Source organism: Bradyrhizobium sp. Ken01 (assembly GCF_055807355.1).
In genome coordinates this window covers 48,230-60,435 of the sequence record NZ_JBVVPC010000015.1, presented here as the reverse complement: position 1 = coordinate 60,435, position 12,206 = coordinate 48,230, and the positions used below count along the sequence as shown (strand labels likewise).

Below are 12,206 nucleotides of genomic sequence, written 5' to 3'. Positions count from 1 at the left end.
CCGTAATCCGCTTCGACGATGCCTCGCGAACCGCGGTTGGCACCCGACCTGGCGCTGATTTGCGGCCGCTTCCCCGACTTACGTGCATGAGAAAAGCAGCCGCCATTCAAGCTAGAGCGCCGCGACCGCCGAAGCGGCGCGACTGCCGCTCTACCGCTTCAAAGCTATCGTCACGCCCCCCACAGCGGCTGACAGCTCCGCACCGACCTTCGGCCCGCTAAGCTGCAGAATCACGCCGTTGCCGTTCTGTAGCTGAACGGCACCTGCGCCGGCAGCGATGGCACCGCCCGCACCGCCGACGGCGTAGGAGCCTTCGAGCGACTCCGGCCCCCTCAGGTTGAGGGCACGACCGACCAGCTTGGTGGTCGAAGCGCCGATCGTGAAGCCGACGCTCATGCCGGAGACGGTGAACGGGTATTTGTGGCCGCGATACAGCAGAACGCCCTCGCCCCCACCGACGCCAACGATGAAGCCACCCTTGGTGAAGACAACGGCAACTTGGCCGGTCTCTGCCCGCGATGGCGTGCTGAATCCGGCGACGCCTGCCAGCGAGGCGACCAGGGCGGCATAAATAGCGACTTTTCTCATGACTTTTCTTTCCTCTGGTTGTGACGCCGAGCTATTGAGCCAGGATCATTGCGAAGTAGCCGAACACGGTGAGCAGAATGCCTGATACCGCGTAGCCGACCGGGAAGCCGATCCAGGGCACGGAGCTCTGGATTTCCACCGCGGCCTCACGGCACGGCCCGGAGTGAGACCGCGCACCGGCGACGCCGCCCATCAGCACGGCCGGGTTGATCTTGAAGACGTGGAAGCCGATCGCCCAGACGATGAACGGCGGAATCGTGCAGGCAATAAAGCCGGCAACGAAGATCTTCAGTGCCACGGCCCCGGTCAGTTGCGCCAGTAGTCCCGCGCCGGCATTAATGCCGACGATGGCGACGAAGACCACGAGACCGAGATCCTCGAGCACATTGCGCGCCGCGTTCGGCGTGTTGCCGAAGAAGCGCAGCCGGGAAACCAGCGACGAGACGATCACGCCCGACAGCAACAGACCGCCGGCGTTGCCGAGGCCGATCTTGGCACCAAAGGCCGGGAATTCGATCATCCCGATCAGGAAGCCGATGATCATGCCGGCGGCGAGCGTCAACAGATCGGTCGAGGTGTTGGTCCGCGCAATGCGTCCCCACATCTCGCCGAGCTCGTTGACGGCCGACTTGATACCGACCACCGAGACGATGTCCATCCGCTGCAACTCGGTCTTGAGACCGGCCGGAATCTGCACGCCGCCACGTTCGACCTTGGTGACCTGCAACTGACCGGCAATGGCCGTCTCGCGGAAGGATTCAAAGGTCCGTCCGGCCATCTCCTTGTTGGTGACAAGGATGTCCGCCTGATCCATGGGAATGCCGAGCGCCTTGGCGTCGGCGACTTCCGGCCCGATCAGGCCCATCTTGTCGGTCAGATGTTCGGTCGAGCCGCCGAGCGCGACGACGTCGCCCTTTTGCAGAACGAGTTCGGGGTCGGCACCCAGCGGTTCTCCTCGGCGCGCCACGTTGACGATGCGGTATTCGGGATTCATCGTCCGGAATTTGGCAATGCTCATGCCGACCTGGGCCGGATTGTCGAGCCGGTAGGCACGGAGGCCGAACTGCCGGTAACCGGTCAGGCCGCCACCCTCGAGGTCCTTGACGCCAAACTCCTGCTCGTACTGCTTGGCTGCCGCCTTGGCGTCGACGCCCCACCAGCGCGGCAGGTACTTGCAGATCAGGATGATGCCCACCGTGCCCCAGATGTAGGTGATGCCGTAGGACAGCGCGATCATGCCAGACGCATCCTCGGGCTTCATGCCTTCAGGGAGCTTCACCACACCCGAGGTGATAGCCTGCTCGGCCGAACCGATCGCGGCAGACATGGTCTGAGATCCCGCCAGCATGCCGCCGGCAGCACCAATTGGCAGCGCAAACAGCTTGGCGCAAATCACGACCAGCGCAAGTCCGACAACACTGGACACGAGCGCAAGGATGCAGAACTTGAGGCCGTCGCCTTTCAGGCTGTTGATGAAAGAGGGCCCGACACGAAGGCCAACCCCATACATGAACAGGTAATAGAAGAGGCTCTTGGCAAAGTTGTTCAACTCGAGCTTCACGCCATAGATCGACGCCCACACAGATAGGCCAGCGCCCACCACGATGGCGCCGGCGACCATGCCGAGGCCGTAGCCCTTGATGCTGGCCCGGCCGATCCAGACGGCGAGGCCAACGACGAAGAACAGCAACAGAAACGGGTTCTGCTGCAAGAACGTGAAAAAGCTCTGCATGTCCGTCCCCTTTTATTACGATGCAGCCTTCAGCTTCGGCGCGGCGCCGGGCTTGGGCCGGCCAATCTTCGCCAGGGCTTCGGCACGTACGAGCTTCAACCCTTCCTTGGCGTCGTAGCCGTGGATTTCCTTCACATCGAGCTTGCGCATGAAGTCGATGGTTTCCTGGGTGATGACCTGCCCCGGCACCATGATCGGGAAGCCCGGCGGATACGGGATCACGAAACTGGCAGAGACGAGGTCGGGACCGGCCTTGAGGCGACGGTCGATCTCGGCATCGCCGAGCCGGATATATTCGCATCCCGCCGCATCATAGGCCGAGTAGAAGCCGCTACGGATGTCGCCCTCGTTTGTCTTGGTGCCGGCATCGCCACGGAAACTGTCGTGGAAATGGGAGAAGTTCGGCAGGTCGGGCACATCAGTCATCAGGCTCTTGACCCGTGCATCGAAGGTCTTCTTCGCATTGGCGCCGCCCTGAACCAGTCCGCGATCCACCTCGCCCGCAATCTCGGCCAGCACCCTCACCAGATGGGCGACGTCGCTGCGGGTGTTGTTGATGTTGGATTGGAACAACACCGAGTTGCGCGAGGTCTTGTTGATCTGGATGTTGTAGTCGTTGGCTAGAATCCCCTTGAATTGCGTACCGTCATAGCCGGCGGTACCGCACACCAGCGTCATGCGGGTCGGATCCAGGCAGAACTCGTCTTCGTCCAGGCTCTTCACGACGTTTGCCCAGTTCGTGCCGGCGGCCAGATAATCGGTAAAGCCGCTCTGGCGGTATTGCGCCGGCACCATGGCGTCCGCACCGAGAATCCGGAAGTATTTGGAGATCAGCGGATTGTTGTTGACCGCCTTGCGGATCGCGAACGCGATTTCGATCGCGTTGGCGACGAGACCGTAGCCTTCAAGCTCCATCTGGCGCCGCGAGACGTCGAGGCTGGCAATGAGCTGCTGGTTCGGGCTGGTCGATGCGTGCGTAAACACCGCCTCCTTGAACTGTTGCTCGACAGTATGGAATTCGACGTCCTTGACGGACAACATCGAGCCCTGCCGGATCGCCGACATCGACTTATGGGTCGAGTTGGTCTGGTAGACCCGCAAGCGGATCTGCCGCGGATCGGGAACCAGTCGGGTCTTGAGCAGCACCGCGTCCGACGGAGTCTTGCCGAGCTCGGCCTGCTGCTTCTCGTAAGCTGCGACCGATTTCGGGTCATGCATCCAGGTCTCGATCTCGTTCGCGGCGCCCATCGCGGTGCGCCGGCGCAGGAACGGCGAGAAGCGCGCGAAGCCGAACCAGGCTTCGTCCCACAGGAAGATGAGATCGGGCTTGATCGCGAGGCATTCCTCCATCACCCGCCGGGTGTTGTAGATATGGCCGTCAAAGGTGCAGTTGGTCAGGTCCAGCATCTTGACGCGGTCCAGCCGGCCATCGGCCCTCGCATTCAGCAGGGCCTGCTTGATGGTCTGCAGCGGCACCGCGCCGTACATCGAATACTCCGTCATCGGGAACGCTTCGACGTAGATCGGCTGGGCGCCGGCCAAAACCATGCCGTAGTGGTGCGACTTGTGGCAGTTTCGATCGACGATCGCGATGTCGCCTGGCCCGAGCAGCGCCTGCACCGCCATCTTGTTGGACGTCGAGGTGCCATTGGTCACGAAGAACACGCGATCCGCGCCGAGCGCGCGGGCTGCCTTGTCCTGCGCTTTCTTGATGGTGCCGGTCGGCTCCAGCAGGCTATCGAGGCCGCCAGTGGTCGCGCTGCTCTCGGCCAGGAACAGGTTCAAGCCATAGAATTCGCCCATATCGCGGATCCAGTCCGACCTGAACACAGACTTGCCGCGCGCGATTGGCAGCGCATGGAACGTTCCGATCGGGCGTTGCGCATATTTCTTGAGATTGTCGAAAAACGGAGTGTCGAAGCGATCCTGGATACCCTCGAGGATGGAGAGATGGAGCTCGAGGAGCTCTTCGATCGAGTAAAATATCCGCCGAACCACATTGGCTTCGGGGTTCCCAGCCATTGCCTCCACGTCGCGATTCGACATCAGATAGATGTCGAGCTCGGGACGTACCCGCTTGATGACGTGCGCTAGCCGGAGCGCGGACGCGTCCGCCTCGTCATTGATACCCGCGGCGGCGGTCATGGTGCGGAGTATCGGCGCATCGTGACGCGAGCGCAGGCCGAACCCTTCGTTGATGACGACGGCGGCGATATTGGGGTTGAGCATCGTCGCGCAGAAGGCGTCTTCGAGGCTGCCGACGATCACTGGCTCATAGACGAAAGAATCGACCGGGCGCCGCAGCTTGCGCCATTCGCTGGCGAGAGCCGGCCACTTCTCGGAGGAGACGCCGGTGACGACCAGCGTTTCGAAATAGGGCCGTCGGGCTGCATGTGAGCCGAAAGTCGAGGACACAAGCTCGGGCGCATCGCCACTGCCGTCGTCCTTGGGATCCCAATCGCCGGCATGCTGGCGGAAGGATCTTGTCATCAGGGCCTGTGTAATCCGCGTCGCAAGACCAAGTGAACCCGCCGCATCCCCGGCCGTTGCCGCTTCCCGCAAGGCCGCCATCAATTGCAGGCCGGGATAACCGTGAAACTCCTCTATGACGGAGAGATCAGCCAGCGCCGCGTCATATTTCGCGCGATCGCCGCCGCGTGCCCACGTCTTGGCTGCCTCGACCAGGTCGCGCCAGTCGTCCGCCCGTCCGCCGGGCCCGGAAATGAACTGATCGATGCGCTTTTCTGCAGCCTTGGCGTCCTTGGACATGTCTCTCTCCAGATCAGTTTGCGACGTCTCCGCCGGGATCGTGATGCCCGCTCACATCGGTCTATTGATCCAAGTCAACGGACGCGCATCTTGAAGAAGGAGCGATGCACCTCGCGATGCAATATCGCCAGAAGTGGCTGGCCGCGGCCGACTTCAGGCGGGAGATCGGATCAGAGCTGGCTGGGCAATAGCGATATCGGATCAGACGATTGCTTGTTCTCACCGAGCACGCTGTCGACCGAGCGAAGCCAAGCCGCACTGTCGGTCTTTTCCGCCAATCCCTCGGCCCGCAGCAGATCGCGCAATTGTGCGTGCGCGCCGACGATGCAGAAGGCGATATGCGCCGAGGCGAGTTTGTCGTAAAGGTCGTGCAACATGCGCGCCCCAGCCAGATCGATATAGGGCGACGCGGAGAGATCGCAGACCACCAGCCTGACATCGGCTGACTTCAGCAAGACGTCCGAAACTGTTTCCAAGATGGTTTCGGCATTGATGTAAAGCAGTGAGGCTTCCGGTCGAAAGGCGATGATGCCGACCAATGGCTCGACGCCTTCGTGCCTCGCATCGTCGGAGTAACGGCCGGTACCCGGAAGCTGGCCGAGGAAAGCGACATTCGGACGTGAGGCCCGCGCCAGGAGCAGGACAATCGAGGCAACCGCCGCCAGCAGGACGCCTTGCAATATCCCCAGGAGCAACACGGATACGAGGGCAATTGTCGCAGCGTAAAAGTCGATGCGGCTGACTTGCCACATCCGCAACAGCGCGCGGATATCCACCAGCCTGTAGACGGCGGCAAAGACGATCGCCGCAAGCACCGCCTTGGGCAGATTCGTCAGGGCTCCCGTGAAGAACAGCAGGCACAGCGCCAGCGTCACCGAACAGATCATCAGCGCCAGTGGCGTCCGCGCCCCTGCATTGTCGTTGACCGCAGATTGCGACAGCCCGCCGGCCACGGGATAGCCGTGGCCAAGTGCGGCGACGAGGTTCGCCGCGCCGAGCCCCAAAAACTCCTGCCGGACATCAAGGGCATAGCCATGCTTGGCAGCAAAGCTGCGCGCGGCGGACACACCTTCGATATAGGCCAACAGCACGCATCCCGCGGCCAAGGGGAAGAGCTCGTCGGGCTCCAACAGACCAAAGCTGGGTAACCCCAACGCCGGCAAACCCTCCGGAATTTTGCCAGTCACCGGCACGCCCAGCGACGGAAAGCCGAGCAGTGTCGCCAGCATGATCGATAGCGCCATGATCGTGAGCCCGACCGGCCGTCCCGGCAGCCGCCGCTCTCCCACGAGGAGGGACAAGAGCGCGATGGCTCCGATCGCGAGAACCAGCCAATTGATGCCGCCGAACTGTCCGGCGAGCTTGATGGCGCGATCGAAGAAATTGTGACCGCCTCCGGGGACGCCGAACAGGCTCGGCAACTGGCTCATCATGATCGTGAGCCCCGCGCCGGCCTTGAAGCCGACCAGGATACTGTCGCTCACCAGGCGGACGAGAACGCTGAGCTTGAACAACCAGGCAATCAGACAAAGCAGCGCTACTGCGCAGGCGGCCAGGCTTGCGATCTCGGCATATTTGGCCGCGTCTCCGCCGGCCAGTGCTCCGACAGTAGCCGCAATCATCAGTGAGATCGCGGAAGTCGGACCGATTGCAAGCTGGCGCGACGACCCCAGCAGCGCGTAGCCGATGCCGCCGAGCATGTAGCCGTAGATGCCGATTTGGGGCGGCAGGCCCGCCAGCGTGGCATAGGCCAGCGACACCGGAATGGCGTAAGCCGCAAGCGTGATGCCGGCAATGGCGTCCGAACGCAGCCAGGCGCGGTGATACTGCGCCAGCCAGGTCGCGGGCGGAAACAGGAAGAGCCAGCGCCATTTCCGCCCGGAAGACATCAGAGCCTGCCCTCCTCGCTTGAGGCTTCGCAGAGCAACAGCACGACCAGCAGTGCGATCACGGGGAGACCGAGCGCCAGATTCGGGATCTGCTTGGTCGCGAACGCGCCCACGGCCGCTCCGAGGCCGAACGTGACGCACAAGTTGGCGAAAATGCCGGGGGGACGGAGCGACCCATTACCGGAGGCCGCAGTGAACAGGCCTTCAATCGCCTGCCGCATGTTACCCGTGATCATGACGGAGCTGTAGACCACGCCTTCGACCCTCGTGAAGACGGCGCTCTGCACGGCGGCGACGAAGGAAATGCCAAGCGTTCCCGCAAGATCCGGCAAGCGATTGTGCAGGACGGCGATAGCGACCAGTAGGAGGATTTCGACCAGCGTGCTGATCGCGCTAGCGCGCTTTCCGGTTACGCGACGCAGCCATGACGCGACGACGATACCGACCGCGAACGCAAGGATCGGTGGGACGAAGTGGAGCGCTTTCGTCCAGTCGCCGATCGAGCCATAGACCCACAGCAGCACAAGATTTGCCGTCTGGGCATTGGCCATCACGCCGTGGATGATCCACGTATAGGCGTCGAGATAGCCGCCCGCGAAGGCCAGCAGCAGCGCGACTCGCACCGTTTCGTCGCGGCGTATCGACGAAGCAACGGCGGTATCCATCGTGCTCATGTCCCCACGTCAAATCCTCCGGCTCAACAGGGAGCGGCTTAACCCGGGCAGGGGTTGATCTGAATCAAGCATCGCCGGATTTGACGAACCAGATTTAGCGCAATCGCTGGAGGGCACGCGCAATGAGCACGGTCAGATGGATCATCTCCGCCGCCCCGGAAATCTTTCTGCTGCTGTCGGTCGCGCTCGGCACCATTCTTGGGCGCGTCAGAATCCGCGGTTTTTCGATCGGCACCACGGCCTGCACGCTCATCGTTGCCGTCCTGATCGGGCAGCTCGGCACCTTCACGTTTCCGTCCTTGCTCAGGGTCATCCTCTTCAGCCTGTTCGTGTTCACGATCGGCTACCGATCGGGACCCGAGTTCTTTGCCTCGCTGAGCATCCGGACTCTGGCTCAGGTCGCGCTCGCGCTCGTGCTTGGTGGCACCGGCCTCGTCATCGTTCTCATATTCGCCCATGTATTCGCGCTCGGTCCCGGCACCGCTTCCGGTCTCGCTGCGGGAGCCCTGACACAGTCGTCAGTCATCGGCACCGCGTCTGGCGCACTAGCCCAGCTCGGACTGCCCAAAGAGTTGCTGCAGCAGCAGGACGCCAATATCGCGGCCGGCTACGCCGTCACCTACGTGCTCGGCTATATCCTCACGCTCCTGTACGTGCCGTTCGTCGCGCCGAAATTGATGCGGATCGATCTGAAAGCGGAAGCTGCAAAGCTCGAGGCGGAGCTTTCGGGCGGCAACCCGCCACAAACTGAGAATCTGCATTATCGAAAATTCCAGGCCCGCGCGTACCGGGTATCGACCGCGGCCGGCCGAACCGTCGGCGCCGTCGAAGACGAGATCGGCAGCCGGAGCGTGATCGAGCGGATCGTACGGCGGGGAGCTGACGTCGAGCCGCATCGCGACACGGTGCTTGAAGCGAGCGACGACGTCGTCATCGCGGGTCGCACGGCGGCCATAGTCGCAGCAAAGCCGATTGTTGGCACTGAAATCGACGCCGATGAGATCCTGAAGGCTCTTCCGGGCAATGTGGTCGACGTCCTCGTTGACAATCGCAAGCTCCACGGCCGCTCCGTCAAGGACATGGCCGACCGCGTCGGCGACGCCGCGCGCGGCGTGTTCCTGCGCACCTTGACGCGGATGGGACGCGAGGTCCCCCTGAGCGCCGATACCCGCGTCTATGTCGGTGACGTCATGACCTTGGTCGGCAGCACCCGCAACATCGAGCGCGCCGCCTCGCAGGTTGGACAGATTCTGAGCTCCGAGGACCGCACCGACATCGCATTTCTTGCCGCGGGTATTGCCGTAGGTCTGCTTGCCGGTCTCGCGAGCGTCAAGTTCGGGTCTGTGCCCCTGACGTTGGGAGGTGGCGGCGGCGCCCTGATTGCGGGGCTCTTCTGCGGCTGGCTGCGGTCGCGGCGGCCGACCATGGGCGCAATGCCGCCTGCAGCGCAGCAGACGCTGAGCGATCTCGGCCTTGGCGGCTTCATCGCCGCGATCGGGCTCGGCAACGGCCACGCGGCCTGGGTCGCGATCCAGTCACACGGCATGCTGCTTGTCGGCATGGGCTTGGTCGTCACACTGGTGCCGCTGATCGTGACGACCCTGTTTGCCCATCGCGTGCTCCGCATGAACCCGGTCATCATCTGCGGAGCGCTGGCCGGCGCCATGACGGTCGATGCCGCCGTGACCGGCGCCTGCGAAGTTGCAGAAAGCCAGACGCCGGTACTCGGCGTCGCCGTGCCCTATGCTGTCGGAAATGTTGTGTTGACCGTGCTTGGCCCGATCATCGTAGCCAGCACTTTCGCCGGTTGAGGAGGCTTGTTTGAAGCTCCGCTATCCTTCGATCGCATGGTGCCTAGCGGCAGCGTTGAGCATCCTGGCCTCCTCTCTGGCTCCCGGGCGCGCCGACGACAACATCCGAATCCAGGAGGAGGTATGGGCCCTGCCGTTGCCGCTGCCGATGTTCGCCTATGTGGTGCGGCCTGTCGGCGACGGCCCCTTCCCGCTGGCGATCATGAACCATGGCGTCTCGCTCAAACCGGTTGACCGCAGCTTCTTCCCGCTGGTGGAGTTCCGTGACGCCGCGAAGTGGTTTGCCAAGCGCGGCTATTTCGTCGTAGCGCCGGTCGGCACCGGCTACGGCGCGGCCGCCATCGACATCCCCGAGCACGGTCTTTACGGCCCCTTCTTCTCCAAGGTCGGAAACTGCAGCAATCCGAACTTCCACGATGCCGGACGTGCGGTGGCGCAGGTCGATCTCTGGATCATCGACTACATGGTGGCCGAGAAGCGAGTTCTGCCAACGGACGTCGTGGTGATCGGCCAGTCCGCCGGCGGCTGGGCCTCCATTGCGCTCTCGGGCGCAAACCCGCCGCAGGTCAAGGCAATCATCACCTTCGCGGCTGGACGCGGCGGCCGCGTCGACGGCAAGCCGAATAACAATTGCGCGCCGGACAAGCTCGTCGAAGCGACTGCCGATTTCGGCCGGACGTCGCGGGTGCCAATGCTGTGGTTCTATATCGAGAACGACACGTTCTTCGGCCCTGCCCTGTCGAAGCGCATGCATGAGGCCTTCACCGGGGCCGGCGGCAGGGCCGAATATCATCTGATGCCGCCCTTCGGCAGCGAAGGACATTTCTTCATCGGCTCGCCCGACGCGATCCCGATGTGGTCGCCGCTCGTTGAACGATTCCTTGACGCGCAGAAATAGCCGCAGGGGCTGGCGTGGAGGCAGAACATGATTGACGCAACTTCAGTGTTTTCGCCTGGGCGTGCGCTGGTCTGCGTGTTGGTATTGTTCGCCGCGGCCCTTGCCGGACCAGCTTCGGCGCAGAATAAAGCCGCGCCAAAGCCGGCTCCAGAGGTAAAGTCCGCCGAAATCGCACCTCGCGGGCAGCGCGAAGCCAAGGACATCACCTATGGCGACTGGAAAAAGCTTTGCGTGAAGCCTGGAGGAGCGCCGACGCTATGCCGGACCTCAATCACGGGGCGGTTTGCTACGGGGCAGATGGCAATCCGCGTGGACCTGATCGAGCGTGACGGTGACCCCATCGCGCGACTGCAAGTGTTTGTTCCCGTCGGCATGTATCTGCAGAGGCCCGCCAAGCTGACGGTCGACGGGGCCAACGTCCAGTCATTGCCCTACACCTGGTGCCTGACCAATGCCTGCATTGCGGCCGACGCCGCGGATCCCAAGTTCATCGACGACATGGATCGTGGCGAGGTCCTCGTGCTCGAACTCACCGATTCCAACCTTCTGTCTCTGACGACATCGTTGCCGCTGGCACAGTTCGGCTCGGCTCACAAAGGCGCGCCCGCACAGATCCTGGAGCAGGACATCGAGGAGTGAGCAGGTGAGAACGATCAGGCGCTCTTGGCGCAGGCGCGTTCAACCGTTGCGATCAGCTCGCTGGCCGCGAAGGGCTTGCTCAAATAGGCCGCACAGCCGGACTCGATCGCGGCTGCCTGGTTTGCCTGGCTGTCGTTGCCCGTGATGTAGATGACAGGAACCGTAGCACCATCATTTGCCAGCTTCCGCCGCAGAGCGATACCGGACTCGCCGTTCAGATTGATGTCCAGCACGAGGCAGCCCGCGTCTTCGAGACGGCCATGACGAAGCAATGCAGCGGCGGAGGCGAAAACAACTGCGGTAAAGCCGTGGTTCCGCAGCAACCGCTCCATGCTTCGCCGCATCGATGAATCGTCATCCACGACGTATATTGACCTGCGTGCAAACAACGGGTGAGCTTTCTCATCGGAGACTCTGCACTCGCCTCGCAACGACGACGCGCCGCAAATGTTCCTGCGCAAATTCAGGAGCCAACTAGGCAGTCGTTGCCAGAATCTGTCAATAACATTCCATATTGTCCTATCGTACAGGTCTCATCGCGAGATTGGCGCTAGCCGCCGCAAACGGTCCGACGGTTCACGCCGGCTGCGTGCTCAGAAGTCCGAGCCGCTCTGCGACGGAGACCAGCTCGGCCAACGACGGCACCTGCATCTTTGTCATCACCTGGTGCCGATGCGCCTTTACGGTGCGCTCCGTGGTTCCAAGCTCGTAGGCGATTTGCTTGTTGATCTTCCCGCGCACGATGAGGTCGAAGACCTGTCGCTCGCGTCGCGTCAGAGATGTCAAACGAGCACGAAACGACTCCAGTTTGCCCTGTTGGCCGCGCACCGCCTCTTGTCGAGCCAGTGCGCGCTCGATTGCGCCGATCAACTCCTCCGAAGATACGGGTTTGGTCAGAAAATCTTCGGCGCCGGCCTTGATCGCGCGAACAGTCGTTGCGGTATCCGCATGCCCCGTCAGGAATACGATCGGCAACGGCGAAGGCCGTTGGGCGAGGCACGCTTGCAACTCAGGGCCGCTCAGGCCCGGAATCTGCACGTCGAGCAGAATGCAGCCCGGATGTTCGGAGCCAGGGGGATCCTCGAGCAGTTGTTGCGCCGATGCGTAGGTCACAACCTCATAGCCGGCAAGCTTGAGCCGACGCTGGATGGCAGTGCGAAACGATGGGTCGTCGTCGACCACGTAGACGAAGCCAGGCAATGTTTT

The 12,206-nt window shown here is 62.6% G+C and carries 10 protein-coding genes; 3 read left to right on the top strand and 7 right to left on the bottom strand.

Annotated elements, in window-relative coordinates; translation table 11 throughout:
* Window positions 1–150: 150 nt before the first annotated feature.
* The 5 genes from AC0L3S_RS16755 to AC0L3S_RS16735 form a co-directional block, all read right to left on the bottom strand.
* Window positions 151–588, bottom strand: a complete 438-nt coding sequence (locus AC0L3S_RS16755) for a hypothetical protein (protein WP_085351231.1) — start codon at window positions 586–588, stop codon at window positions 151–153.
* Window positions 589–619: 31 nt separating this feature from the next.
* A complete protein-coding gene (locus tag AC0L3S_RS16750) occupies window positions 620–2,320 on the bottom strand; it encodes an aspartate:alanine exchanger family transporter (RefSeq protein WP_473260285.1) in 1,701 nt (566 codons plus the stop codon).
* A 15-nt stretch (window positions 2,321–2,335) separates the two neighbouring features.
* A complete protein-coding gene (locus AC0L3S_RS16745; protein WP_473279940.1) occupies window positions 2,336–5,089 on the bottom strand; it encodes a decarboxylase in 2,754 nt (917 codons plus the stop codon).
* Between the two features lie 170 nt (window positions 5,090–5,259).
* Window positions 5,260–6,978: a SulP family inorganic anion transporter gene (locus AC0L3S_RS16740; RefSeq protein ID WP_473260290.1), complete on the bottom strand. Its 1,719-nt coding sequence runs from the start codon at window positions 6,976–6,978 to the stop codon at window positions 5,260–5,262.
* On the bottom strand, window positions 6,978–7,652 hold the full coding sequence (locus tag AC0L3S_RS16735; protein ID WP_473260292.1) for a YoaK family protein: 675 nt from the start codon (window positions 7,650–7,652) through the stop codon (window positions 6,978–6,980). Before AC0L3S_RS16735 ends, AC0L3S_RS16740 begins: the two co-directional genes overlap by 1 nt.
* A gap of 122 nt (window positions 7,653–7,774) precedes the next feature.
* Here AC0L3S_RS16735 and aspT point away from each other — a divergent pair, with 122 nt between their 5' ends.
* The 3 genes from aspT to AC0L3S_RS16720 are packed head-to-tail and all read left to right on the top strand — an operon-like array spanning window position 7,775 to window position 11,000.
* On the top strand, window positions 7,775–9,463 hold the full coding sequence (gene aspT / locus AC0L3S_RS16730; protein ID WP_473279938.1) for an aspartate-alanine antiporter: 1,689 nt from the start codon (window positions 7,775–7,777) through the stop codon (window positions 9,461–9,463).
* A gap of 10 nt (window positions 9,464–9,473) precedes the next feature.
* Window positions 9,474–10,361: an alpha/beta hydrolase family protein gene (locus tag AC0L3S_RS16725; protein WP_473279936.1), complete on the top strand. Its 888-nt coding sequence runs from the start codon at window positions 9,474–9,476 to the stop codon at window positions 10,359–10,361.
* A gap of 27 nt (window positions 10,362–10,388) precedes the next feature.
* A complete protein-coding gene (locus AC0L3S_RS16720; protein WP_473279934.1) occupies window positions 10,389–11,000 on the top strand; it encodes an invasion associated locus B family protein in 612 nt (203 codons plus the stop codon).
* A 14-nt stretch (window positions 11,001–11,014) separates the two neighbouring features.
* Here AC0L3S_RS16720 and AC0L3S_RS16715 read toward each other — a convergent pair whose 3' ends face one another.
* On the bottom strand, window positions 11,015–11,362 hold the full coding sequence (locus AC0L3S_RS16715; protein ID WP_473279932.1) for a response regulator transcription factor: 348 nt from the start codon (window positions 11,360–11,362) through the stop codon (window positions 11,015–11,017).
* 214 nt (window positions 11,363–11,576) lie between these two features.
* The gene (locus AC0L3S_RS16710; RefSeq protein ID WP_473280059.1) at window positions 11,577–12,200 is read right to left on the bottom strand and encodes a response regulator transcription factor; all 624 of its coding nucleotides are present in this window, start codon (window positions 12,198–12,200) and stop codon (window positions 11,577–11,579) included.
* Between the last annotated feature and the right edge of the window lie 6 nt (window positions 12,201–12,206).

Excerpts from the sequence above, each read along its gene's own strand:
- AC0L3S_RS16755 (WP_085351231.1), bottom strand. The coding sequence starts at position 588 with ATGAGAAAAGTCGCTATTTATGCCGCCCTGGTCGCCTCGCTGGCAGGC.
- AC0L3S_RS16750 (WP_473260285.1), bottom strand. The coding sequence starts at position 2,320 with ATGCAGAGCTTTTTCACGTTCTTGCAGCAGAACCCGTTTCTGTTGCTG.
- AC0L3S_RS16745 (WP_473279940.1), bottom strand. The coding sequence starts at position 5,089 with ATGTCCAAGGACGCCAAGGCTGCAGAAAAGCGCATCGATCAGTTCATT.
- AC0L3S_RS16740 (WP_473260290.1), bottom strand. The coding sequence starts at position 6,978 with ATGTCTTCCGGGCGGAAATGGCGCTGGCTCTTCCTGTTTCCGCCCGCG.
- AC0L3S_RS16735 (WP_473260292.1), bottom strand. The coding sequence starts at position 7,652 with ATGAGCACGATGGATACCGCCGTTGCTTCGTCGATACGCCGCGACGAA.
- aspT (WP_473279938.1), top strand. The coding sequence starts at position 7,775 with ATGAGCACGGTCAGATGGATCATCTCCGCCGCCCCGGAAATCTTTCTG.
- AC0L3S_RS16720 (WP_473279934.1), top strand. The coding sequence starts at position 10,389 with ATGATTGACGCAACTTCAGTGTTTTCGCCTGGGCGTGCGCTGGTCTGC.